Genomic DNA, 22,147 nt, shown 5'->3' with positions numbered 1-22,147 from the left:
ACAGCGCGGTCGGGTGGAGAGCCCGGTGGGTGGCCGCCCGGATGCGCACCACTCGGCACGGCCACCCTGTCCCCGCCCCGGCCGCCGGCGAGAACCTGCCGCTCTTCACACGGATGCGAGGACGCCGTTGGTTCACCGGGCGAGGCACACTTGATTCATATGTATCTAAAACACCTGCCATAAATTCTCACACGTGTGAACCTACGGATGAGACGGGCGCGTGTTGATGCTGCCGCGGAGCCCCCGCACACCCCCGCGATACGGCCCCGCTGACTCACGATGAGGAGAATCCCATGACCTTGGCAGGCGAGGGCGACACCCGGCGGTCCGTGGCCGTGGTCGGTGCCGGAGCGGTCGGCGGCGTGTTCGCGTCGGCCCTGCACCGAGCCGGACACGACGTCTCGCTCTGTGTCCGGACCCCGTTCGACGAACTGGTGATAGAGACCTCCGACGGTGAGGACCATGTGCCCGTGAGCGTGGTCACCGATCCGGCGGGCGTGAAGCCGGTGGACTGGGTCCTGCTGGCGGTGAAGTCCTTCGACACGGCCGGTACGGCCCGCTGGCTGGCGGCTCTGTGCGACGAGCACACCACCGTCGTCGTCCTGCGCAACGGCGTCGAGCAGACCGATGACGTCCAGGCCCTGGTCCCACAGGCGACCGTCCTGCCGACACTGGTGTACATCCAGGCCGAGCGGCTGGCGCCGGGCCACATCCGGCACGGCTACGGCAACCGCCTCGACGTCCCCGCAGGGCCCGAGGCGGACCGGCTGATCCGGCTGTTCCGGGGCAGCGGGACGGACATCCGCCCGCAGCAGGACCTGGTCACGGCGGCGTGGCGCAAGCTGATGCTCAACGCCGCGGTGAACCCGCTGACGGCCCTCACCCTGCGCCGGATGGAAGTGATGGGCGACGGCATGATCCTCGAACTCGCCGAGGGCCTGATGCGCGAGACTCAGGTGGTGGCCGAGACGGTCGGGGCTCGTCTCACCGGCGCGGACGTGCGGCAGACGCTGGCGTTCATGAAGGAGTTCAGCGACGGCAACGGCACGTCGATGCTGTACGACCGGCTCGCGGGCAACTCCCTGGAGTGGGAGGCGCTCAACGGGGCGGTGGTCCGGTACGCCGAGATCTACGGGATCGACGTACCGCTGAACCGGGCGATGACGGCGCTGCTGCACGCGCTCGGCTCGCGGCTGCGTGAGCCGCGGCGGCCCGTGAACCGCGGCGCCCTGCCGCGGCTCACGGGCCGAGGGTCGATCAGGCCGGTTCGATGTTGTAGTTGAAGCGGAAGACGTTGGCCGGGTCGTACGTCTTCTTCAACGCGGCCAGCCGGTCGTACCGCTCCGCTCCGAACAGTTCGCGCACTCCCTCGGTGTCGGTCGCCTCGTCCGGCGAGAGGAAGTTGACCAGGTTCCGCTCGGCCGCCCAGGGGGCCAGGCCGTCGAAGACCCGCGCCAGTTCGGCCCGCAGCTCGTCCGCCTGGTCCGGAGTTCCCACCGCGAAGCCGAAGACGACGTACGGAAGGCCCCGGCTGGGCACCGAGTTGGGGAACTCCGGTTCCCGGTCGAAGGCGCCGCCGAGCGCCCGTATCTCGACGTTCACCAGGGTGCATCCCGACTCCGGGCCGGTCAGCTCCACGAGCGTCTGCGCCGTCTTCTCGGAGAACTCCTCGAGGCTGAGACTGCGGTCGTAGTACGGCATCGGATCGACCGGGTCCAGGTGGATCTCCCCGATCGCGGTGAACGGCTTCTCCCCCACCAGGTCGAGCAGTGCCGGCGCGGACGCCCGCAGCGGCTCGATGAGTCGGTCCCCGTCGGCCGCCGAGCCGAGGTAGCCGATCCGCAGGTGGAGCACGAAGGCGCCGCGCAGCGGCTCGGGCAGGTCGGGGAGATCGGGCAGCCGCTGGATGCCGAGGGAGGAGGTCATGTCCTCCCCCACCGTGGGCAGCCAGGCACGCCAGGCGTCCAGCACCCGGTCCAGGTGCTCGCCGGCGAAGTAGATGCCGCCGCCGTAGAAGCGGGTGACCGGGAACGCGTCGAACTCGATCTCGGTGACGATGCCGAAGTTGCCCTTGCCGCCCAGGAGCGCCCAGTACAGGTCCGGTTCGCTCTGCGGGGTCACCCGGCGCAGCTCGCCGTCCGCCGTGACGACGTTCAGCCGGCGCACCTGGTCGGCGGCATAGCCGTACTTCCGGCCCAGCAGCGGGCTCTGGCCGCCGCCGAGTGTGTAACCGACGACGCCGACCTCCGGCGCCGAACCGACGACCGGGGCCAGGCCGGCCTCCGCCGCGCGCGGCAGCACCTCGCTCCAGTGCACGCCCGCCTCGACGCGTACGGTGCCGTTCTGCGCGTCGACGGAGATGCCCTTCATCCGCTGCGTCGTGATTAGCAGCCCGCCCTCCGCCGCGGAGACCACCTGGTGGGCGGCGGTCTTCACCGCCACCGGCAGGCCGTGGCGGGCGGCGAAGCGGACCGCCGCCACGACGTCCCGCTCGCTGCTCGCGCCGACCACGACGGCCGGGCGCAGGGGGCAGACCAGATTGAACGTGGCGCACTCCGCCTCGTACCCGTCCGCGCCCGGCTCCAGCACCGGGCCCGTGACGGAGTGCCGCAGAGCCTCCACGTCCTGCGGGCTCAGCCGCACGCCCGCCGCACCAGACATATCCGCACTCATCTTGATCGCAACCTCACTCACACACGCGCAACATCCCGTGGCGCGCCCGCGCAGAGCGGCGCGGGAACGGGCGACGGGCGTCGAAACCTGACGTGACTGACACGAGTCGGACGCCCTTCGCCGTTCACCTGGATGCGTTCATATGTGTGTCGGCGCTGTTTACGGGCGGTAGACCGTGCCGGGCCAGGGTGTGGCGGGGGACAGGAGTTCGGAGACGGTGACGAGGGTGTAACCGCGTTTCCGGAGCGCTGGGATGACCTCCGCGACGGCGGGAATGGTCCCCGCGTAGCGTTCGTGGAGCAGGATGATGCCGTCGCGTTCCGTCTGGTCCAGGACTCGTTTCCTGATCAGTTCGGTGTCGGTGGTCTGGTAGTCCTTCGCGGTGACACTCCACAGGATCTGGGCGAGACCGAGCTTCTTCATGACCTTGGAGACGTCGTCGTCGGTCCTGCCCTGCGGTGGCCGCATCAACGTGGGTGCTTTTCCGGTCGCCTTTTTGATGTCCTTCTGGACTGGTTCTATTTCCGCGGATATCTCCTTGGGCGTGAGCTCGGTCAGGTTCTTGTGCGACCAGGTGTGGTTTCCTATTTCGTGCCCTTCCTTCGCCATGCGGGTGATGGTGGCGGGATAGGTGTCCGAATGGCCCTTTCCCTGAAGGAAGAACGTGGCCTTCACCTTGTCCTTCTTCAGAAGGTCAAGGAGTTTCGGGGTGGGTTTGCTGGGGCCGCCGTCGAAGGTGAGGGCGACGCAGCGGGCCTTACGGCAGTCCACCGGGCCGGAGACGGACTTGTCGGCGCCCGCATCGTGACAGGCGTCGGCCGGGGAGACCACACCGGTCAGGGAGCTGCACGAGGCCAGGACGGTGACGGCCAGCCCCGCCGCGAGCGCGGCGGCCGCCCTGCCCAGGGGGATGCGGCGGGTCACCTTCACCGCTCACCGGTCTCGTCCTGACTGGCGTCGTGCCGGGAGCGCAGGCTTAGGTGCACGACACCGGCGAGGACGGCGAAGCCGACGAGGAGCAGAAGAAGCTGGGCGATCGCCGGGCTGTAGAACGAGCCGCCGAAGAGAACCCCGGACAGGATCTCGGGCGCGCGGCGGGCCAGCGGCAGACCGCCCGCCACGGCGAAGACTGCGAACAGAGCGACCAGTGCGGTCAGGGCGGGGCGCAGAGCAATTCGGCTGCGGTTGGTCATGCGTGTTTCCTTACGTGAGTCGATGACGTCGATGACGTCGACGGGAAACACGTTAGGAACACGAGAATTCTTTATCTTCGGCGGAAGGTAGATTCCGTGGAGGCATTCCAAAGAACGAGCGGGGCCGCGCACTCATACTTTGGTCTATTTCTGCGCCCGACGGACCGGCCGGCGATTCCATGCCCCGTACACTTGAGCGCTGTGCAAGACGGAAGAAGCGGGATCGTCCGGCAACGTGTGACCGACGCCCTGGTGGTGTGTGCGAGCGCGGTCCTGTCGGTGACGGTGGGCATCGCCGCGTCACGCGGTCTGCTGGTGTACCCCCGTCTGTCCTCCCTGCCTACGCTGACCTGGCCGGCCGGGCTGCTTCCCCTCCCCATGGCGGGTGTGGCCTTCTACGGTCTGGTGCCGGTGGCCGGCAGCGCCCTGCTGCTGTGGCGCAGACGCGCGGCCGTGCCGGTGACGGTGGTCCTGCTGGTCGCGGCCACGGTCGGTCCGCTGATCCCCGCCGCACTGATCGCGCTGTTCACGGTGGCCGCGACCCGCCGGGACCGCACCACCTGGACACTCGCGGGCCTCGCGCTGGTGCCCCTGCCGCTCTACCTGGTGGCCCAACCGTCCCTGACCGTGAGTGCGTTGACCACCGCCGTCACCGGGGCCGTGCTGGTCGCCGCCTCGGTGGGGTGGGGGTTCTTCGTACGCGGCATGCACCGCGCCGCCGAACAGGCACGCGTCGAGGCGGCGTGGCGCACCGAGCAGGTGAGGCAGCGCGAACGCGAGGCGCTGGCCCGCGAGATGCACGACGTCCTGGCCCACCGGCTGTCGCTGCTCAGCGTCCACGCCGGGGCCCTGGAGGTGAACCAGAACGCCACCCGCGCCCAGGTCGCCGAAGCAGCGGGCGTCATCCGCTCCAGCGCCCACCAGGCCATGGAGGACCTCCAGCAGGTCCTGGGCGTCCTGCGCACCCCGCTGCAACCCGACGCGGCGGCCGAGCCCGAGCCGCCCCAACCCACCCTGGCAGAGCTGCCGCTCCTGATCGAGCAGTCCCGAAAGACCGGTATGCACATCACCCTCGACGCACCCGCCGATCTGCGGGCGGTGCCCGGCACCAGCCAGCGCACCGCCTACCGGATCGTCCAGGAATCCCTGACCAACGCCCACAAGCACGCCCCCGGCCAGAGCGTGCGCATCCGCCTCCAGGGCGCCCCCGGCGAGGGCCTGACCCTGGACGTCACCAACCCACTGCCCCCGCCCGCCGAGCGCACCGGCCCGCGGCTGCCGGGCAGCGGCTCGGGCCTGAAGGGCCTGAGCGAGCGCACCGCCCTGATCGGCGGCCGCCTCACCCACGGCTCCCAGGGAGCGACCCACCGGGTCGAGGCACACCTGCCGTGGCCGGCATGAGCGACATCCTCCTCGTCGACGACGACGCCCTAGTCCGTTCCGGCCTGCGCCTCATGCTCGCCTCCGCCCCCGACCTCACCGTGGTCGCGGAAGCCGCCGACGGCGCCGAGGTCGAGGCGCTCGTCGACGCGTACCGGCCCGATCTGGTCCTGATGGACATCCGCATGCCGGGTCTCGACGGCTTGGAGGCCACCCGCCTCCTTCGCGCCCGCCCCGACGCGCCCGAAGTGGTGATGCTGACGACCTTCACCACCGACGGTTACGTCCTGCGCGCCCTCCAGGCCGGAGCGGCCGGCTTCCTGCTCAAGCACACACGTCCCGAGCGCATCATCGAAGCCGTACGGCAGGCCGCCGCGGGCGAACCCGTGATGTCACCGGAGGCCCTGACCCAGCTCATCGGCGCCGTCACCGAAACCTCCGCCCCCGAACAACTGGCCGCCCCCGACGCCCGACGGCGCCTGGCCCTGCTCGGTGACCGGGAACGCGAGGTCGCCCTCGCCGTCAGCCACGGCAGGTCCAACGCCGAGATCGCCCGCCACCTCCACATGAGCGTGGCCACGGTCAAGAGCCACATCTCCCACATCCTGGCCAAGCTCGACCTCAACAACCGGGTGCAGATCGCGCTGCTCGTCTATCGGGCGGGCATGACCGGGGCGACGTCCTGAGCCTGGCGCAGGTGGCGGCTCACGTCGCCGACAAAGTTGATGCGAGCGTGCCGTTCCACGAAGCGCCAGCGACCGTCGTGGCGCTCGAAGCGGTCGTGGTAGCGGCCGCCGGCGATGGGCTGGAGCGACAGTTCGGGCAGCGCTTGCAGGACGGTCACGTACGAACGCGCGGTGGCCGTGCCCGTCGCCTCGTCGACTTCGATCGCGAGATTCGTCGTGACGTGCTGGGTTCGCGGAGTGCCGTCGGAGTAGACGATCAGTGTGTCCCGGAACATCCCCTCGATCGCCGCCCGGCCGCGCACCGGTGCGCCGCTCCCGGTGAAGCTGGCGTCGGCGAGCAGAGTGCCGAGCCGCGCGAAATCGCCGTCGTCCACGAGCTCGGCGTAGCGTGCGACCAGGTTGGCGATCGCCTGGTGAGCAGGTGTCGGATCGGCCGCGGGCATCCCCTCCGCCGTGCCGGCGCTCACCTGCTCGTTCATGACGTACTCGGCGTACCACTGGACCCACTTCTCGTCGTTCTCCCCCGTGCGCTCCATGTGTTCGGTGTGCGCGGCCGCCGCCCGTTGCAGTGCCTGTGCGAGGGCGTCGGTGGAGGTGAAGACCGCCGCCGGGGAATCGACGCGGCCGGGCAGGCGGGTCGTGACCTCCTGCACCAGCCAGGTGTTGCCGTCCGGGTCCCTGAACGGGAAGTGCGAGCGGTAGCTCTCCCGGTCGGGGTGCAGTCCGGGCTGCGGAGTCGGCCCGCCGGTGTGGTAGTAGCCGCCGACCTCGACGCCCAGTGCGGTCAGCCGGTCCCGGGTGGCCACGATGTCGTGGACGCACAGATACATGTTCTGTGCCGAGCCGGGCGCGGCGGTGGTGAGGCCGGTGCCGAACTGGACCGAGCAGACGGAGCCGGGCGGGGTGAACTGGACCTTGGTGGGCGGTGTGCGGTCCAGGCGCCAGCCGAGTCGCGCGTAGAACTCCTTCGCGCGCTCGACATCGGACACCGGGATGGTCACCACTTCGAGCCGCTCCACTGCCATGACGGTCCACCTCTCAGGATATCTACCCAAACAGTGCAAATGCTTCCAAACATGTGTTTAGTATTCAAGGGGGCCGGGAGGTATGTGTGCGATCGCTACACACATACCCTCGGACTGGAGATACATTGCACACTCTAGGTTGTCCGGTTTCTTTTCATCGGTAGGCGGGGCATGAACGCGCAGCAGGGGTACCGAGGGCGACGACTGGGGCTGACGAGTCTCACAGTCGCGGCGAGTGGCCTGCTCGCCCTGCTGATCGGCGTGGCGTTCGCGGTCCTGCTGTGGGCGATCTCCGACGCCAACAGCTCCACCTCGGCCCGACGTGCCTCGCGTACGGCGCTCGTCGAGGCCGGGACCATGGAACGGCTGCTCCTCGATGTCGAGACCGGGCAGCGGGGCTTCGTGATCACCAAGCACGAAACGTTTCTCCAGCCATGGCACCAGGCACGCTCCGAACTCCCCGCGGCCGCAGGGCGGTTCACCGAGAGCGCCACGTCCACGGAGCAGCGGCGCACCGCGGAACAGATCGCCCAGGGCGTCGACTCCTTCCTGAGGGACTACTCCGTCCCGCTGGTCGAGATGGTCCGGCGGGACGATCCCGCCGCGTCCTCCCTGAAGACGACCAGCGAGGGCAAGGAGCGCGTCGACACCTTGCGGGCCCAGTTCGGCCTGTACATGGCGGACGAACGCGCGCAGCTCGCCGAGCGCACCGACGCCGCCGGCACCAACAGCCACCAGGCGGTGCTCGCGGCGGCCGTGGGGCTCGCGGCGTCGACCGCGCTCGTGGCCGTCTTCACGATCCTCCAGCACCGTGCGGTGGTCCGGCCGGTGCGCGGTGCGGCCGCCGCCGCGGAGGAGCTGGCGGGCGGTGACCTCAGCATGCGGATCCCGCCCAGCAGGGTGGCGGAGATCGGGGCGCTGGGCAGCTCCTTCAACAGCATGGCGGCCTCGCTGCAGGACAGCCGCCGCCGGATCATGGAGAGCACCGAGGCCGTGCACCGGCGCACCGCCCGGGATCTGCACGACGGGGCGCAGCAGCGCCTGGTGAGCCTGATGATCGGGCTGCGGCTCGCGCGGGAGATGCTGCCCGAGACGGCGACGGCGACGGCCGATCTGCTGGACCAGTCGATCGACAACGCGCAGACCGCGATCAACGAACTGCGCGAACTGGCCTCCGGGATCTACCCGCTCGTGCTGACAGTGAAGGGGCTGGTGGCGGCGGTCAAGGACCTCGCGGCCCGCTGCCCGGTGCCCACCGTCGTCGAGACCAAGGACGAGCGGCGGATCTCCTCCACCGTCGAGTCGAACGCGTACTTCGTCGTGGCCGAGGCGGTGACGAACGCGGTCAAGCACGCGCAGGCGTCCCGGATCGACGTGTCCATCGAGTTCGGGGACGCCCTGCGGATCAAGGTCGCCGACGACGGTGTCGGCGGCGTGGGCAAAGCGACCGCCGGCAGCGGAATGACGGGGCTGACGGACCGGGTGGCGGCCTTCGACGGCAAGCTGGCCATCGACTCCCCGCCCGGCGGCGGCACCGCCATCCTGATCCAGATCCCGCTACGGGACTGAACCGGCGTCGGCGCTCTCAGGCTCTCAGGGACCGTCGGTCGGCCCGAGGGGGACGGTCGCGGTGAGCGTGGTGCCGGTGCCGGGCGTGTGGCGCACCGTCAGGGTGCCGGCGAGGCTCGCGGCCCGTTCGGTCAGGGCGCTCAGTGCCGCCAAGTCGGCCGCCGTCACGGGTGGTGCGCCGTCGTCGACGACGGCGAGCAGCAGGCTCGGGCCGAGGTCGGCGGTCACCTGGACACGGGCGGCCCCGCCGTGCTCCAGGGCCCGCTCGACGGCCTCGGCTACCAGGAGATACGCGTGGGTCTCGACCAGCAGGGGGAGCCGCCCCCTCAGGGTGCCCGAGACGGTCAGCCGTCCCGGGTGGCGGCGGGCGAGGGCGGCGAGCGCCGCGGGCAGCCCTCCGGCGCGCAGGGCGCCGGGGCACAGGGCGTCGGTGACCTCCCGGACGCCGGCCAGGGCCTCCTCGGTGTCGCGCACCGCGTCGTGCAGCAGCTCGACCTCCGGGGCCAGGACCGCGCCCAGCTCCTGCCGGGCCATGTTCAGCCCGATCAGGGCCCTGACCATGCGTTCCTGGACCTCGTACTGGAGGGTCGAGGCGTACTGGCGCTCTCGTTCCGCCTGCCGGTGTGCGAGGAGCCGGAGCGGTGCCTCGGGGCTTTGGAGCCCGCGGCCGTCGGAGTCGGCTCGGCAAGTGGCTGGAAGACGTACAGGGTCAGGGCCGCGTCGCCGTCCGCCTGGGGCAGGGGCACCCGGGTCCACTCCACCGATAGGAGCGAGCCGCCGGCACGTGTGAGCGTGCCCTCGCCCCGCTCGGGGCCGTCCGGCGGCCCGGGCGCGGCGGGCGCGGTGGCCGGACGACCGTCGCTGCCCCCAGGTCGGACGGGCGTGCGTGTCCCGTCGTCTCGGCAGCCGCCGGGTTCGCGTAGCGCACGGTGTGTTCGGCGTCCACGGCCCAGACGGGCTGTCGTACGACGTCAAAGACGCTTCCCCAGGCTTCGGCGATCGGCGTCATCGCACATGTCCTTCCCCCGGCCCGGCGACTCGCCCGCCGCACCCCACCGCTGGGACGACTCTGGCAGGCGATTCTCGGCCAGGCATACGTCATTTGACTCGGGTCCTCAGCGCCGCCGACGGGACGACGAGGTGACGTCGGAATCGGCCAGGCGCTCGAGGATGGCCACAAGTGCCCCCAGACCGGAGCGTTCCTCGCCGGTGAGCGTGTCTTCGATGGCGTCGGTGAGCCAGGCCTCGCGCGCCTGGAGCCACTGCTCCACCTCCTCCCGGCCGCGCCGGGTGGCCGAGAAGAGGACGCGACGGCCGTCGGTGGGGTCCGGTGCGCGGGCGACGAGACCGTGCTTCTCGAGGACGGCCAGGGTCTGGGCCATCGACTGTGGCTTCATGTACTCGGCCGCCGCGAGGTCGCTCGTGGTCGCGGGCGGCCCGGACGCCACCCGGTGGAGGGCGGCCAATTGACTGCGGCTCCAAGGCCCCGCGTGCATGCCGCTCTCCGACCGGATGCGGCCGCGCAGGCGATCCATCGACCGCACGAGGTCGAGTGCCAGGTCTGCCGAGGGGGCTTCTTCGTGGTCCACGCCAGAACCATACAGGTTACCTGAAGGTCTCCGAATGCCCCGAGATACGTATACATGAAATACGTATGCAGGAAAACTGTTCAGGTTGCCTGTATTGTTGATGTCATGGAGATACGTGAAGCAATGCGGCTGGGCCAGACCCGCGGGGCCGCGGGCCCCGGCTGGCGGTTCAGCCTCCCCCTGATGCTCGGCTCGTCCCTGAACCCGATCAACAGCTCGATCATCGCCACGACGCTCATCGCCATCGGACACACCTTCCACGCCGGAGCGGCGTCCACCATCTGGCTGGTGTCGACCCTCTACCTCGCCAGCGCCATCGGACAGCCCACCATGGGGCGGCTGGCCGAACGCCTCGGCCCGCGCCGCGTCTTCGTGGCGGGACTGATCCTGGTCGGGATCGGCGGAGCGCTGGGCACCGTGGCGCCGAACCTCCCAACCCTGGTCGCCGCCCGCGTCATCCTCGGCGTGGGCACCTCGGCCGGCTACCCGACGGCGATGGTGATCGTCCGGCGGTGGGCCGCCGAGCACGAATCGGCGGCGACGGGCGGCACGCTGGGCGCGCTGGCGATCGCCGCCCAGGTCACCTCGGCCCTCGGTCTGCCGCTGGGCGGGCTGCTGGCAGCGGCCGCCGGCTGGCGGATCACCTTCTTCATCAATGTGCCCCTGGTTCTGCTCGGCGTGCTGATGACCCTCGCCTGGGTGCCGCGCGACCCTCCCCGCGCCGAGCGGACCGCGCACGGCGCGCCTCCGTCCCCGCTGGACATCCCCGGCATGGTGCTGTTCGCCGGCACCATCGCGTCCCTGCTGTTCTTCCTCAATGACCTGCACCACCCGCGCTGGCCGCTCTGCGCACTTACGGTCGTGCTGCTCGCCACCCTGATCCTGTGGGAGCGCAAGGCGCACGATCCGTTCGTCGACGTACGCATGCTCGCCGGGAACAAGGCACTGAGCGCCACCTATCTGCGCGTCTGCCTCACCTTCCTGCTCAACTACTGCATCCTGTACGGCCTCACCCAGTGGCTGCAGGAGACGCGGGGCCTGTCCGCGATCGGCGTGGGTCTGCTGATCCTGCCGATGTCCGTGTTCGCCGCCCTCGTCTCCATCCCCTTCGCCCGGCGCAACCTGGTGCGCCCCGCCCTGTACTGCACCGCCGCGGCGGCGGTCGTCGGTCCGGCCGGGCTGCTGCTGTTCACCTCGACCACGCCGATCTGGGCCCTGGTGCTGATCACCATGGTGTTCGGGGTCGTCTCGGGCCTGGGAGTGATCGGAAACCAGGCCGCGCTGTACCAGCAGGCGCCCGCCGAGGCCGTGGGCGTCGCCGCCGGACTCATGCGCACCTTCACCTACCTGGGCGCCGTGCTGTCGTCGAGCCTGATCAGCCTGTCCTTCGGCGACCGGGCCACGGACAGCGGCCTGCACACCGTCACCTTCGCGCTGCTGGGCCTGGGAGTCGTGCTGTGCGCCATCACTCCGTCGGGGGCGCGGCGGGTGTGAACAGACCGCGAAGGTCGGCGTCGAACAGCTTGTCCTTCGCCACGAAGGACTCGATGCCCGCTCGCTCCAGCTCCTCCGGCGACCAGAACGACTTGTCGGTGGAGGTCAGCACGATCCGCGGCCGGTCGCTCTCCTCGCTGAGCCGGCGTGCCACGGTGAGCCCGTCCGCATCCGGCAGGTGCAGATCGAGCAGCAGCCCGTCGGGGCGATGTGCCCGCACCGCGGCCAGGGCCGAGGCGCCGTCCTGGGACTCCGCCACGACGTGCAGGCCCCGTGCCGTCAGCAGCGTCGCGGCGATCCGGCGGAACCCAGGGTCGTCGTCGACGACGACGATATTGATGGACATGCTCTCAGCATGCCGAACCGCCTCACGACCGGACCATAGGGGGAGCCCTACGCTTTGTGTATCCCTCACGCAAAAGGGCCCACCGGCCCTCGAGCAGGGACCGCACAGCGCCTGTAGGGGAAGCTCCACACCCACCGGACGAGAAACATGGGGCACGCTCCATCGAACGTGATGTCCGTACCGAGAAACATATGCCGTGGCCTCCCGGATCCGCCGAGGCCCATTGGGGACACACCGGGCCGGACCCCCTGGAGCAGTGACATGCCGCATGTGCCGAGATCCCCTGGACCTGGACGGTGGTCGGCGCGATCTGCGTGTGGCTGGCGGTGATCTGCTGCTCGCTGCTGCCCTAGCAGGGTCCCGCCGCCCCCGGGGCACCCGGCCCCGAAGCACTGCGTGCCGACGCGGCGACGGCCGTGCACCAGCAGGACCCCGCCTCCTTCCAGCGGCTGTTCGCGCCCGGCACGGCAGGCTCCGGCTATGCGAAGCGGTACTTCACCGAGCTTTTCGCCGTCCCGGCCACCGGTCTCCGGCTGGACCTGGAGACGCACACCGACCAGCGGTTCCTTGTACTGCGTGGCCACCCGGCCGACGGCGGGGCGCTGTGCGACGCCTGGCCCATCCAGAACTCCGGCGGCCGCAGCGCCCTGAGCGCCGTACCGCTGACCACCGATCTGTGCGACGCAGGCTCCTGACCGCGGCAGGGGACCGCCGTACGACGGAGTGACCGATGTCCGTCGTACGGCGATCCCGCGTCCGAGGTCAGGAGCTCGGGGTTCGACGCACGCCGGTGCCGTCGGCGGGGGCGGCGGCCCCCGAGGACCGGGCGGTGTCAGCCGCTGCCTGTACCAGGCCGCTGGAGGCGCGCAGGGGGACCTCCTTGATGAAGAGGGTCACCAGGAAGGCGATCAGGGCTACCGGGGCGACGTACATGAAGATGTCGCCGATGGCGTGGCCGTAGGCGCCCTCCAGCCAGGTGCGGACCGGGGTGGGGAGGAGGGCGAGGTCGGGCAGTTCGCCGCCGCCGGAGGCCCTCGCGGCGGTCGCCCGGTCCCGCGGGGCGAGCTGGGTGATGGTGTCGCGCGCGTAGTGGGCGATGCGGGTGGTGAGGACCGAGCCGAGCACCGAGACTCCGACCGCGCCGCCGAGGGAGCGGAAGAAGGTCACCGTGGAGGAGGCGGCGCCCAGATCGTTCGAGGACACCTGGTTCTGCGTGCACAGCACGAGGTTCTGGAGGGTCATGCCGACGCCGAGGCCCATCAGCGCCATGCACAGCGCGATGAACAGGTACGAGGTGTCGTAGCGGAGCATGCCCAGCAGTGCCAGGCCGGCTGTCAGCAGCACACCGCCCGCCAGCAGCCAGCTCTTCCACCTCCCGGTGCGGGTGATGATCCGGCCGGAGACCGTGGAAGCGATGAACAGGCCCGCGATGAACGGGATCGTCATGAGGCCGGACTTGGTCGGGGAGTCGCCCCGGGCCAACTGGAAGTACTGGCTGAAGAAGACGGTGCCCGCGAACAGGGCGACGCCGGAGAAGAGCGAGGCGATGGAGGCGAGGGCGATGGTGCGGTTGCGGAACAGCCGCAACGGGATGATCGGTTCGCCGGCCTTCGTCTCGACGGACAGGAAGACCACCGTCAGCACGAGCGAGGCGCCGACCAGCGTGTACGTCTGCCAGGACAGCCAGGCGTACTTGTCGTCGGCGAAGGTGACCCAGATCAGCAGGGCGCAGACGGCCGCGGTGACGAAGAACGCGCCGGCCCAGTCGACCTTTACCTGGCGTTTGGCCACCGGAAGGTTCAGCGTCCGCTGCAGCACGACCAGGGCGACGATCGCGAAGGGGATGCCGACAAACAGACACCACCGCCAGCCGAGCCAGCTGGTGTCGGTGATGACACCGCCGAGGAGCGGACCGCCGACGGTGGCAACAGCGAAGGTCGCGCCGAGATAGCCGGAGTAGCGGCCGCGCTGACGCGGGGCGATCATCGCCGCCAGGACGACCTGTGACAGCGCGGACAGACCGCCGCCGCCCAGGCCCTGGATGACACGTGCGGTGATCAGCGTGGCGGGGTTCTGCGCGAGACCGGCGACGAGCGAACCGGCGGCGTAGATGATCAGCGCCGACTGGACCAGGATCTTCTTGCTGAACTGGTCCGCGAGCTTTCCCCACAGAGGCGTGGAGGCGGTGACCGCCAGCAGGGAGGAGGTGACGACCCAGGTGTAGGCGCTCTGGCCGCCGCCCAGGTCGCCGATGATCCTGGGCAGCGCGTTGGTGACGACGGTCGAGGACAGGATGGCGGCGAACAGGCCGAGCAGCAGTCCCGACAGCGCTCGCATGATCTGCGGGTGGGTCATCGGCACGGCGTCTTCTGCCACCTGTGCCTGGTCGGCTGGTGCGCCGACCCTGGGGGTGGTTGTCATGGGGTATCTCGTCCTTACAAGGTGACTGCGGGGGTACGGGTGGGGGCGTCGTCGAAGCTCGCCCGGAGCCGGGACAGCAGCGACGTCAGCCGGCGTACGTCCTCCTCGCTCCAGTCGCTCAGCCGCAGGGCGAGCAACTCGGCGGCGCGGTCGGACAGTTCGGCCAGCCGGTTGCGGCCCTCGGGGGTCAGGCGCAGGATGCGCGAGCGCCGGTCGGCGGGGTCGGGGCTGCGGTCGATCCAGCCCCGCTCGGCCAGGTGCGCCACGTGGCGGCTGGTGACCGACATGTCGACGGCGAGCAGTTCCGCGAGCCTGCCGATGCGCAGGTCGCCGTCGCGGTCGAGCAGCGCCAGCACCACGGCGGTTCCGCTGGAGCAGCCGCCCGGCAGGCTCCGGTCCAGCTGTCGTCGTACGGCACCGACGGCGCTCAGCTGGCGCGTCAGCTCCTCGTACTGGGCTCTCTCGGCCACACGCATCTCCCATTTCATTGCTTGAGGCAACCATGTGGTTACTCGATCGCCTCGGGCAGGTTTTCTCAGGTGTGCGTCAGCTCAACGCAGGATCCGGCGGGCCACGTTGGTCGTCACCAGATCGAGCAACTCCTCGCCGCGGCCGGAGAGGATGGTGCGGATCGCATAGAGGGTGAAGCCCTTGGCCTGCTCCACCGAGACCGCGGGCGGCACAGACAGCTCCTGACGTGCCGTCATGACCTCGACCAGCGCCGGGCCCTCGTAGGCGAAGGCGCCCTTGAGCGCCTCCTCCAGGTCGCCGGGCCGCTCGACCCGGCGGCCCACAGCCCGATCGCGGCGGCGACCTCGGCGAGCTGCGGATTGTCCAGCTCGGTCGCGTAGTTGACGATGCCGGCGGCCTTCATCTCCAGCTCGACGAAATTGAGCGACCCGTTGTTGAAGACGACGATCTTGGCGGGTAGCCGGTTCTGCCGCAGGGTGAACAACTCGCCGAGGAGCATGGTGAGTCCGCCGTCGCCGGACAGCGAGACGACCTGACGGCCCGGATACGCCGCCTGCGCGCCGACCGCGTGCGGCAGCGCACAGGCCATCGTGCCGTGGTTGAACGACCCCAACAGCCGCCGACGCCCGTTGAACGTCAGATAGCGGGCCGCCCACACCACCGGGGAGCCGACGTCCACGGTGAAGACGGCGTCCTCGTCGGCGAGCCGATCAAGGGTGCGGGCCACGAACTGCGGGTGGATCGGGGTGCGTTCGCGGTCGTTGACGGCGAACGCGTCCAGTGACTTGCGGGTGCGGGCGTAGTGGGCGCGAGCCTGGTCGAGGTGGTCGCGGGCGGGCTCGGCGGTCTTGACGGACAGCAGCGGCAGCAGCGTGGGCAGGGTGTCCCGGACGCTGCCGACCAGAGGCAGGTCGACATGGGTGCAGCGGCCGATCTGCTCGCCGCGGATGTCGAGCTGGATCACCTTCGCGCCCTGCGGATAGAACTGCCGGTAGGGGAAGTCGGTGCCCAGCATGAGCAGGGTGTCCGCTTCCTCGATCGCCTTGTAGCCGGAGGCGAAGCCGAGCAGGCCGGTCATGCCGACGTCGTACGGGTTGTCGTACTCGACGTACTCCTTGCCGCGAAGCGCGTGCACGACCGGGGCCTTGAGGGTCTCGGCGAGCCGGACCAGGTCGTCGTGTGCACCGGCCGCGCCGGCGCCGGCGAGGATCGTGACGCGTTGCGCGTCGTTGAGCAGTTCGGCGGCCTCGGTGAGTGCCTCGTCGTCGGGGCGGACGACGGTCCGGGTCGGCCGTACGACGGTGGGGGCGAGGTCCCGGCCGGTCTTGGCGAGGAAGATCTCGCCGGGGACGACCACGACCGCCACTCCCCTGCGCTCCACGGCCGCACGCATCGCCGTCTCCAGGATGCGCGGGCCGGATTCCGGGCTGGTGACGACCTCGGCGTAGACGCTGCACTCGGCGAACAGCTCCTGCGGGCGGGTCTCCTGGAAGTAGCCGGAGCCGATCTCGCCGCCGGGGATCTGGGCGGCGATGGCGAGAACCGGGACACGGCTGCGCTGGGCGTCGAAGAGGCCGTTGATGAGGTGCAGGTTGCCCGGGCCACAGCTGCCGACACAGACGCCGAGCTCGCCGGTCAGGCCGGCCTCGGCCGCCGCCGCGAGGGCCGCGCTCTCCTCGTGCCGCACATGCACCCAGTCGACGCGGTCGTCCCGGCGGATGGCGTCCGTCAGACCGTTGAGCGAGTCCCCGGGCAGACCGTACAGGCGGCGCACACCGGAGGCCTTGAGCGAGGCGATGACGTGGTCGGCGAAGGTGGGCATGAGGGTGGCCTTTCGTCGGTCGTGAGCGCTTCGGGTGCGGAAGGAGACCACTCGGACGGGAGCCGCCCGGAACGGCTCGCCGTGGTCGACGAGCATGTGGCCAGTCTTCAAGAACCTGCATCGCGCACACATCCGTCGAATGACTGCGTGACGGGTGTGGGGGTGTCTGTGGCTTCTCGGTCGGACTACTGCTGGATTTGCCTGATTCGGGCCCCTCGGGCCCTTGCGGCACCGTAAGACACACCGCACCCAGAAAGCCCGCGCCCCGTTTTGACCTGCGTCCGGGGCGCGAGCTTCGTCATCGGTACGGCGGGACCGGCACGGTTCTCGAGGTCACAGCACCGCACTGAGAAACGTGACAGCCGCCAGCCGGTGTGTCCGTCTGGTGTACTCCTCCGCCTCCCGGTCCGCCTCCCGTCGGTCGTTGCAGTTGACCCGGCGGAGAAGCTCCTCGATGGCCTCCTGCTCCTTGCTCAGACGGCCGGGGAAGAGGGGGTCCTCGTATGCGTTCATGGTTCTTTCCCTGTCGCCGGCTCGGGGGCTACAGCCCCAGGTCGAGGGCAAGACACGAGAAGGTGCGCCACGCAGCCGCGTCCTCGTGCGAGGTGTTCGTCCCGCCGTGCGGCTCGGACTGCACCACTTCCGTCATGTCCTCGTATCGGATGCGCTCGGGCAGCTTGCCGAAGCGTGCGTGCCGGGCCGCCACGGCGGCGTCCATCGTGGCTTCCTGGCTCATGGCCAGCCTCCACTTCATCAATCGTGAACGGGCCCGTCAGCCGGGACCACTGTCAGCTGCACCCCCATCGCGTCACCTGTCAAGCCGGTGACGATCCGGGGGCGTGAACCTCCGGATCCACCCGCACGTTCACACGTATGCCGGTCCTGGAGAGTCCGGCCCCTCCCCTGCCCTCCTAGGAGCCCCGTCATGAAGAACCTGCCGAGCCTGCCGAACCTGCCGCAGAGCGAGAACAGCCTGCTGATTCGCACCGACTTCTCCGACGAGACGGCCTGGCAGGCACTTCGCACAGCCGTCAACACCCCGAACGAAGACGGCTTCGTCGCCTACGTCCACTTCGTGGACGACCACGCCTACCGCGACCTGACCGCCGAGCAGATCGTCGCGCTCGCCGCCGTCGACCAGGAACTGCTGTTCGTGGCGGACAAAAGGGTTTTTACAGAGGCAGAGATGCCACTGCTGGCCGTCCTGAAGGCGGACGAGGACGACGAAGGTCCCGCGCAGGGCCACGAGGAACTCCGGGTCACGGCAGCGTACTTGTCGGCGATCGACAGCAACATCACGCTGGCCAACATGGACTGGGAGGAGTTCGTGGACGCCGCCGGGGAGGACGGTGTTTTCCGCGGATTCTGACCTGGTCGGGCCCGCTCGATGCGGATGGGTGTCCCCCGACCGGGCGGGGGACACCCATGCAGGCGCCTACGGGGTGCGCGTGCTCCACTTCTGGTTGGACGTGCCCGCGCACGTCCACAACTGCAGATTCGCGCCGTTGGCGGTGCTCTTGTCCTTCACGTCGACACACTTGTTGCCGGACTGCGGGTTGGTCAGGTCGTGCCAGGAGTTCAAACGGAAATGCTGGCCCCCGGAACCGTTGCACGTCGTCCAGTTGATGAGGTCGCCGTTGCTGGTCGAGTTACCACTGACGTTCATGCACTTGCCCTCGGGCTGCACGGTTCCGTTGATGAACTTCTGACCGTAGATCCACACGCCGCCGGACGTGGTCTCGGCAATCGTGCGGCGGAAACCTGTCTCGTGATCGGCCCTGCCGACACCCCACTCGAGCGCTTTAGGTGCCCCTTGGCCAGCCCTGGTAACGCACTAGTTGAGGTTTGATGACACCTAGAAACCCGCCGACGTCCCGGACCGCAAGTGTCACATAGCGAGACCCGGCAGGAACACATGTCTCCTCATGACAGCGGCGGGCCTCACCCGAGGCGGTAGCGCACCGGCAACGACAGCACGCCCCGCACCATGCCGGCCGGGAACCAGTCCAACGACTCGGCAGGCACCGCCAGTTCCAGGTGCGGGACGCGGGTGAGCAGGGTATGCAGGGCGACGCGGGCCTCCAGGCGGGCCAGCGGGGCGCCCAGGCAGTGGTGGATGCCGTGGCCGAAGGAGAGATGGCGGGCGACGGGACGGGCGATGTCGAGGGCATCAGGGTCGCCGCCGCCGGGCAGGGGGGCGACACGGTTCGCCGACGCGAGAGCCACCGTGACGATGCCGCCCCGGGGGATGTGCGCTCCGCCGAGCTCCAGGTCCTCGGCGGCGTACCGGTTCGTGGTGCGCTCGACGGAGGTGTCGTATCGCAGGAACTCCTCGATCGCGTCGGGCAGCAGACGCAGGTCGTTGCGCAGCAGCCGCAGCTGGTCGGGGTGTCGGAGCAGCGCCAGCACGGAGTTGCCCAGGAGGTTGACGGTGGTCTCGTGGCCGGCGATGACGAGCAGGGCCGCTGTACCGGCGAGTTCCTCCTCGGAGAGGCGGCCGTCGTCCTTGTCGCGGGCGGCGACGAGGGCGGACATCAGGTCGTCGCCGGGGGCACGGCGCTTGTCCTCGACCAGTTGGCGCAGGAAGCCGTGCAGGCTCGCCACCGCGGTGGCGTACTCGGGGTGGCCCACCTGGAAGGCGAGGGCCGTCCAGCGGCGGAAGTCCTGCCGGTCGGCCTCCGGGATGCCGAGCAGTTCGGCGATCACCGTGACCGGCAGCGGCGCGGTGAAGGCCTGCACGAGGTCCAGCTCACCAGACGGCGGCATGGCGTCGATGAGCTCGTTGGCGATCTCGGTGATACGCGGTTCCATCGCGGCGGACCGCTTCCGGGAGAAGACACCCGACACCAGACGGCGCAGCCGGGTGTGCTCGGGCGGGTCCGCCTCCAGCATCTGACCGCCGAACCCGGTACCGCGCTTGTGCCCGAGGAACCCCGCCGCCTCCAGCATCTCGGCGGCCGGTTCCGGGTCCTTGAGCAGCGCCGGATGGGTCAGCGCCTCGCGGGCGAGGTCGTAGTCGACGACCAGCCAGCCCGTGATGCCGGGGAAGAACTGCGCCCGGTGGATAGGGCCCTTCGCCCGCAGCCGCGCGTAGCGCCGGTGGGCGTCCGCCTTGAACTCGGGGCCCATGACGACGAGTTCGTGCGGGTCGTATGAATCGTTGTGTGGAGCGTGCTGCTCGTGCGGTTCTCCGGCCGGTTGGGTGGTGTTCTGGTACGTGTCCATCCCTGATTCCTCGATCCGGACGCCCCTGCCGGGTGCAACGGCCGTCATGCAGGACACGGAGCCGGTCGGGCGGAAGGTTCACACGTGCACCGTTCGCGCCGGGCACCGCAGGTCGTCAGGTGGGACGTCACGGGACCCGGACCACCTCCAGAGTGCTCGCCTTCTCCTCCGTGCCGAGCAGCGAGATGTCGTACAGCCACCGGCCCCCGCCGGGGCGGAGGGTGGTCTCGGTTCCCGGTTCGAGCGCCCGTTGCGGTCCCTGCTCGCGCACGCCCTGACGAGCTCCGGCTATGTACGTCACATAGACGCGAGAGCGGCCCGAATTGCGCACCGTCACGCCGGACGTCCGCACGCATCGCCGGGCGTCATGACGCCCGGTGGGACAGCGATAGCGCAGGTCAACGAGCCCGTACGTCGCGCAGGACAGCTCCATGCCGCGTGGCAGAGCGGACCGGCACACGCGGCCCGGCGTCACCCGCTCGGCGACACCCGGCCGCTCGTCTGCCCGGCCGAGGAGCAAGCATCCCATGACGGCCAGCGCCGCCACGGCGGACCGTGTGCAGAGGCCGGGCCATGGGGTCGACTTCCGCCGGAGGGACTTCATCGGCGGCATCCTCCATGGTTCACGCCCGCCAGAAAACGCGCGTTAGTTTAGACACACCCGCGCCCGCGAAAGACACACATGTGCGATGGCGACCGGTGGTAGGGTGCGCGCCGACCTCCCTTTCACATGTATCTGGACTCAAACGTTTTGGATTCCATGAGTAACGCGGCAGAGGAAACACAACAGACGAGTGCCTTCGTACCCGGCGGTCGACGCCGGCACCGAAGGACCCCACAGAACGGCGGCTCGGGTGCGCGGCGCGCGATCGTGCTCGCGCTGGCCGTCCCCATGGCCTCGGCCGCGCTGGCGGCGCCCTCCGCCTTCGCCGCGTCCGGCAACGGCACCACGGCCACGGCCGCCGACCCGACCGGTGGCTTCGACGTCGACGACCAGCAGATGGCCGCGAACCTCGACGCCCGGGTGCTCGACCAACGGCTCGGCGCCGACGTGAGCGGTGTCGTCCTCGACGCGGACTCCGACAGCACCCTGTGGGACCACAACGGCTCCACCGCGCTGATGCCGGCCTCCAACGTCAAGTTGGCCACGTCGACCGCCGCCCTGTCGGTGCTCGGCCCGCACCACCGGTTCACCACGAAGGTGGTCTACGGCGACGGCACCCTGACCCTCGTCGGCGGCGGCGACCGCACCCTCACCAGCGCCGACCTCGCCGACATGGCGCAGAGTGCGGTCGCCGGGCTGAAGAGAGCGGGCCTGACCTCGGTGAAGGTCGCCGTGGACGACAGCCTGTTCCCCGCACCTACCCTGGCCGACGGCTGGAACGACGGCTACTACCCGGACACCGTCGCCCCCGTCCGCGCGTTGGTCGTCGACGGCCGCGGTGTCCAGGACACCTCCATCGACGCTGGGCAGACCTTCGCCAAGCTGCTCGCGGCGGACGGCGTCACGATGGAGGGCGAGGTCACGCGTGGCACGGCCGACCACACCGACGTACCGGTCGCACGTCACAAGTCGGCGCCGCTGTCGGACATCGTCAAGAAGATGCTCAAGACCAGCGACAACAACATCGCCGAGACCCTGCTGCGGATGACGGCCCTGGGCGCCGGACGTCCCGCGACCTTCGAGGGCGGCGCCGAGGTCGTACGCGAGGTGCTCAGGCATTACGGTGTCTCGCTCGACAACTTCGAGATCCACGACGGCAGCGGACTGTCCCGGACCGACCGCATCCCGGCGGCCACCCTCTCGCAGATCCTCGAACTGCTCACCGAGCCCCGCCACGCGCACACCCTGGGCGCCATCCTGGATGGCCTGCCGGTCGCCGGCGAGGCGGGCTCCACGCTCGGCCCGGAGTGGGGCAGGTTCGACGACTCGAACTCCCGGTGCGCGGTCGGCAAGGTGCAGGCGAAGACCGGCACGCTCACCGGTGCCATCGCCCTGAGCGGTCTGACCAGGACCGACGACGGCGAGTGGCGTGTCTTCTCCTTCATCGAGAACGGCTCCACAGCCGCTCCGAACGACATCAAGGACGCGATGGACGGCCTGGCCGCCACCGTGAACGGTTGCTGGGCCTAGGTCCGAGACCGGGTACCGGACGTACCGGGCGCCGTCCGACCGCCGGGGTCGGACGGCGCCCGTGCGTGCCGCCATGTCCGTGCCCGGCCCCATTCCCCGGCTCCGCTGGAAAGGAACCC

The 22,147-nt window shown here is 69.9% G+C and carries 23 protein-coding genes and 1 pseudogene; 8 read left to right on the top strand and 16 right to left on the bottom strand.

Going from position 1 to position 22,147, the window contains the following annotated elements; all coding sequences use genetic code 11:
* The first annotated feature begins 293 nt into the window (after positions 1-293).
* Positions 294-1,283: a 2-dehydropantoate 2-reductase gene (locus ACFY0T_RS46180; protein ID WP_388884559.1), complete on the top strand. Its 990-nt coding sequence runs from the start codon at positions 294-296 to the stop codon at positions 1,281-1,283.
* Here ACFY0T_RS46180 and ACFY0T_RS46175 read toward each other — a convergent pair.
* The 3 genes from ACFY0T_RS46175 to ACFY0T_RS46165 all read right to left on the bottom strand — a co-directional run bounded on the left by ACFY0T_RS46175 (position 1,258) and on the right by ACFY0T_RS46165 (position 3,866).
* Positions 1,258-2,661, bottom strand: a complete 1,404-nt coding sequence (locus ACFY0T_RS46175; RefSeq protein ID WP_388884558.1) for an FAD-binding oxidoreductase — start codon at positions 2,659-2,661, stop codon at positions 1,258-1,260. The two genes, ACFY0T_RS46180 and ACFY0T_RS46175, sit on opposite strands and share 26 nt — an antisense overlap.
* A 171-nt stretch (positions 2,662-2,832) precedes the next feature.
* On the bottom strand, positions 2,833-3,597 hold the full coding sequence (locus ACFY0T_RS46170; RefSeq protein ID WP_388884557.1) for a polysaccharide deacetylase family protein: 765 nt from the start codon (positions 3,595-3,597) through the stop codon (positions 2,833-2,835).
* 2 nt (positions 3,598-3,599) lie between these two features.
* Positions 3,600-3,866 carry a hypothetical protein gene (locus tag ACFY0T_RS46165; protein ID WP_388884556.1) on the bottom strand — a complete coding sequence of 89 codons (267 nt, stop codon included), beginning with the start codon at positions 3,864-3,866 and terminating at the stop codon, positions 3,600-3,602.
* 237 nt (positions 3,867-4,103) lie between these two features.
* Here ACFY0T_RS46165 and ACFY0T_RS46160 point away from each other — a divergent pair, with 237 nt between their 5' ends.
* Positions 4,104-5,267: a sensor histidine kinase gene (locus ACFY0T_RS46160; RefSeq protein ID WP_388884555.1), complete on the top strand. Its 1,164-nt coding sequence runs from the start codon at positions 4,104-4,106 to the stop codon at positions 5,265-5,267.
* Positions 5,264-5,932 (top strand): response regulator, encoded by a 669-nt coding sequence (locus tag ACFY0T_RS46155; RefSeq protein ID WP_388884554.1) that lies wholly within the window; start codon positions 5,264-5,266, stop codon positions 5,930-5,932. Before ACFY0T_RS46160 ends, ACFY0T_RS46155 begins: the two co-directional genes overlap by 4 nt.
* Here the strand turns inward: ACFY0T_RS46155 and ACFY0T_RS46150 are convergent.
* Positions 5,899-6,957, bottom strand: a complete 1,059-nt coding sequence (locus tag ACFY0T_RS46150; protein WP_388884553.1) for a nuclear transport factor 2 family protein — start codon at positions 6,955-6,957, stop codon at positions 5,899-5,901. The two genes, ACFY0T_RS46155 and ACFY0T_RS46150, sit on opposite strands and share 34 nt — an antisense overlap.
* A 171-nt stretch (positions 6,958-7,128) precedes the next feature.
* Between ACFY0T_RS46150 and ACFY0T_RS46145 the strand changes: the two genes are divergently transcribed.
* On the top strand, positions 7,129-8,526 hold the full coding sequence (locus ACFY0T_RS46145) for a CHASE3 domain-containing protein (protein ID WP_388884552.1): 1,398 nt from the start codon (positions 7,129-7,131) through the stop codon (positions 8,524-8,526).
* A 24-nt stretch (positions 8,527-8,550) separates the two neighbouring features.
* Here the strand turns inward: ACFY0T_RS46145 and ACFY0T_RS46140 are convergent, their stop codons facing one another.
* The 3 genes from ACFY0T_RS46140 to ACFY0T_RS46130 all read right to left on the bottom strand — a co-directional run bounded on the left by ACFY0T_RS46140 (position 8,551) and on the right by ACFY0T_RS46130 (position 10,115).
* Complete coding sequence (locus tag ACFY0T_RS46140; RefSeq protein WP_388884551.1) at positions 8,551-9,087, bottom strand: regulator; 537 nt, start codon at positions 9,085-9,087, stop codon at positions 8,551-8,553.
* A 148-nt stretch (positions 9,088-9,235) separates the two neighbouring features.
* Positions 9,236-9,535, bottom strand: a complete 300-nt coding sequence (locus ACFY0T_RS46135; protein ID WP_388884550.1) for a PAS domain-containing protein — start codon at positions 9,533-9,535, stop codon at positions 9,236-9,238.
* 106 nt (positions 9,536-9,641) lie between these two features.
* Positions 9,642-10,115, bottom strand: a complete 474-nt coding sequence (locus tag ACFY0T_RS46130) for a MarR family winged helix-turn-helix transcriptional regulator (RefSeq protein ID WP_388884549.1) — start codon at positions 10,113-10,115, stop codon at positions 9,642-9,644.
* A 105-nt stretch (positions 10,116-10,220) separates the two neighbouring features.
* Between ACFY0T_RS46130 and ACFY0T_RS46125 the strand changes: the two genes are divergently transcribed.
* Positions 10,221-11,609, top strand: a complete 1,389-nt coding sequence (locus ACFY0T_RS46125) for an MFS transporter (protein WP_388884548.1) — start codon at positions 10,221-10,223, stop codon at positions 11,607-11,609.
* Here the strand turns inward: ACFY0T_RS46125 and ACFY0T_RS46120 are convergent.
* The gene (locus ACFY0T_RS46120) at positions 11,581-11,955 is read right to left on the bottom strand and encodes a response regulator (RefSeq protein ID WP_388884547.1); all 375 of its coding nucleotides are present in this window, start codon (positions 11,953-11,955) and stop codon (positions 11,581-11,583) included. The genes ACFY0T_RS46125 and ACFY0T_RS46120 overlap by 29 nt on opposite strands.
* A 416-nt stretch (positions 11,956-12,371) precedes the next feature.
* Here ACFY0T_RS46120 and ACFY0T_RS46115 point away from each other — a divergent pair, with 416 nt between their 5' ends.
* Positions 12,372-12,650, top strand: a complete 279-nt coding sequence (locus ACFY0T_RS46115; protein WP_388884546.1) for a hypothetical protein — start codon at positions 12,372-12,374, stop codon at positions 12,648-12,650.
* Between the two features lie 67 nt (positions 12,651-12,717).
* On the opposite strand, the gene ACFY0T_RS46110 is transcribed toward ACFY0T_RS46115, so the two are convergent.
* The 5 genes and pseudogenes from ACFY0T_RS46110 to ACFY0T_RS46090 all read right to left on the bottom strand — a co-directional run bounded on the left by ACFY0T_RS46110 (position 12,718) and on the right by ACFY0T_RS46090 (position 17,405).
* Positions 12,718-14,376 (bottom strand): MDR family MFS transporter, encoded by a 1,659-nt coding sequence (locus tag ACFY0T_RS46110; RefSeq protein ID WP_388884545.1) that lies wholly within the window; start codon positions 14,374-14,376, stop codon positions 12,718-12,720.
* 14 nt (positions 14,377-14,390) lie between these two features.
* Positions 14,391-14,846 (bottom strand): MarR family winged helix-turn-helix transcriptional regulator, encoded by a 456-nt coding sequence (locus tag ACFY0T_RS46105; RefSeq protein ID WP_388884544.1) that lies wholly within the window; start codon positions 14,844-14,846, stop codon positions 14,391-14,393.
* An 81-nt stretch (positions 14,847-14,927) separates the two neighbouring features.
* Positions 14,928-16,669 (bottom strand): annotated as a pseudogene (gene poxB / locus ACFY0T_RS46100) (ubiquinone-dependent pyruvate dehydrogenase).
* Positions 16,670-17,002: 333 nt separating this feature from the next.
* Entirely contained in the window at positions 17,003-17,182 is a 180-nt protein-coding gene (locus ACFY0T_RS46095; protein ID WP_388884543.1) for a hypothetical protein, read from the bottom strand.
* A gap of 28 nt (positions 17,183-17,210) precedes the next feature.
* Positions 17,211-17,405 carry a hypothetical protein gene (locus ACFY0T_RS46090; RefSeq protein WP_388884542.1) on the bottom strand — a complete coding sequence of 65 codons (195 nt, stop codon included), beginning with the start codon at positions 17,403-17,405 and terminating at the stop codon, positions 17,211-17,213.
* Between the two features lie 189 nt (positions 17,406-17,594).
* On the opposite strand from ACFY0T_RS46090, the gene ACFY0T_RS46085 reads away from it, so the two are divergent.
* On the top strand, positions 17,595-18,038 hold the full coding sequence (locus tag ACFY0T_RS46085) for a DUF6924 domain-containing protein (RefSeq protein ID WP_388884541.1): 444 nt from the start codon (positions 17,595-17,597) through the stop codon (positions 18,036-18,038).
* Between the two features lie 66 nt (positions 18,039-18,104).
* Here the strand turns inward: ACFY0T_RS46085 and ACFY0T_RS46080 are convergent, their stop codons facing one another.
* From ACFY0T_RS46080 to ACFY0T_RS46070, 3 genes are all read right to left on the bottom strand, one after another.
* Complete coding sequence (locus tag ACFY0T_RS46080; RefSeq protein ID WP_388884540.1) at positions 18,105-18,392, bottom strand: RICIN domain-containing protein; 288 nt, start codon at positions 18,390-18,392, stop codon at positions 18,105-18,107.
* 218 nt (positions 18,393-18,610) lie between these two features.
* Positions 18,611-19,894 (bottom strand): cytochrome P450, encoded by a 1,284-nt coding sequence (locus tag ACFY0T_RS46075; protein ID WP_388884539.1) that lies wholly within the window; start codon positions 19,892-19,894, stop codon positions 18,611-18,613.
* A 127-nt stretch (positions 19,895-20,021) separates the two neighbouring features.
* Positions 20,022-20,498, bottom strand: a complete 477-nt coding sequence (locus ACFY0T_RS46070; RefSeq protein WP_388884538.1) for a hypothetical protein — start codon at positions 20,496-20,498, stop codon at positions 20,022-20,024.
* A 156-nt stretch (positions 20,499-20,654) separates the two neighbouring features.
* Here ACFY0T_RS46070 and dacB point away from each other — a divergent pair, with 156 nt between their 5' ends.
* Positions 20,655-22,028, top strand: coding sequence for a D-alanyl-D-alanine carboxypeptidase/D-alanyl-D-alanine-endopeptidase (dacB, locus tag ACFY0T_RS46065; protein ID WP_388884537.1), 1,374 nt, complete (start codon positions 20,655-20,657; stop codon positions 22,026-22,028).
* Positions 22,029-22,147 lie beyond the last annotated feature (119 nt).

The organism is Streptomyces sp. NPDC001530 (assembly GCF_042894545.1).
In the GTDB taxonomy this organism is placed as follows: domain Bacteria; phylum Actinomycetota; class Actinomycetes; order Streptomycetales; family Streptomycetaceae; genus Streptomyces.
This window is presented reverse-complemented; position numbering and strand designations above follow the sequence as displayed.

Excerpts from the sequence above, each read along its gene's own strand:
- ACFY0T_RS46140 (WP_388884551.1), bottom strand. The coding sequence starts at position 9,087 with ATGGTCAGGGCCCTGATCGGGCTGAACATGGCCCGGCAGGAGCTGGGC.
- ACFY0T_RS46150 (WP_388884553.1), bottom strand. The coding sequence starts at position 6,957 with ATGGCAGTGGAGCGGCTCGAAGTGGTGACCATCCCGGTGTCCGATGTC.
- ACFY0T_RS46070 (WP_388884538.1), bottom strand. The coding sequence starts at position 20,498 with ATGAAGTCCCTCCGGCGGAAGTCGACCCCATGGCCCGGCCTCTGCACA.
- ACFY0T_RS46145 (WP_388884552.1), top strand. The coding sequence starts at position 7,129 with ATGAACGCGCAGCAGGGGTACCGAGGGCGACGACTGGGGCTGACGAGT.
- ACFY0T_RS46075 (WP_388884539.1), bottom strand. The coding sequence starts at position 19,894 with ATGGACACGTACCAGAACACCACCCAACCGGCCGGAGAACCGCACGAG.
- ACFY0T_RS46125 (WP_388884548.1), top strand. The coding sequence starts at position 10,221 with ATGGAGATACGTGAAGCAATGCGGCTGGGCCAGACCCGCGGGGCCGCG.
- dacB (WP_388884537.1), top strand. The coding sequence starts at position 20,655 with ATGAGTAACGCGGCAGAGGAAACACAACAGACGAGTGCCTTCGTACCC.
- ACFY0T_RS46175 (WP_388884558.1), bottom strand. The coding sequence starts at position 2,661 with ATGTCTGGTGCGGCGGGCGTGCGGCTGAGCCCGCAGGACGTGGAGGCT.
- ACFY0T_RS46120 (WP_388884547.1), bottom strand. The coding sequence starts at position 11,955 with ATGTCCATCAATATCGTCGTCGTCGACGACGACCCTGGGTTCCGCCGG.
- ACFY0T_RS46165 (WP_388884556.1), bottom strand. The coding sequence starts at position 3,866 with ATGACCAACCGCAGCCGAATTGCTCTGCGCCCCGCCCTGACCGCACTG.
- ACFY0T_RS46095 (WP_388884543.1), bottom strand. The coding sequence starts at position 17,182 with ATGAACGCATACGAGGACCCCCTCTTCCCCGGCCGTCTGAGCAAGGAG.
- ACFY0T_RS46180 (WP_388884559.1), top strand. The coding sequence starts at position 294 with ATGACCTTGGCAGGCGAGGGCGACACCCGGCGGTCCGTGGCCGTGGTC.
- ACFY0T_RS46085 (WP_388884541.1), top strand. The coding sequence starts at position 17,595 with ATGAAGAACCTGCCGAGCCTGCCGAACCTGCCGCAGAGCGAGAACAGC.
- ACFY0T_RS46155 (WP_388884554.1), top strand. The coding sequence starts at position 5,264 with ATGAGCGACATCCTCCTCGTCGACGACGACGCCCTAGTCCGTTCCGGC.
- ACFY0T_RS46110 (WP_388884545.1), bottom strand. The coding sequence starts at position 14,376 with ATGACAACCACCCCCAGGGTCGGCGCACCAGCCGACCAGGCACAGGTG.
- ACFY0T_RS46135 (WP_388884550.1), bottom strand. The coding sequence starts at position 9,535 with ATGACGCCGATCGCCGAAGCCTGGGGAAGCGTCTTTGACGTCGTACGA.
- ACFY0T_RS46090 (WP_388884542.1), bottom strand. The coding sequence starts at position 17,405 with ATGAGCCAGGAAGCCACGATGGACGCCGCCGTGGCGGCCCGGCACGCA.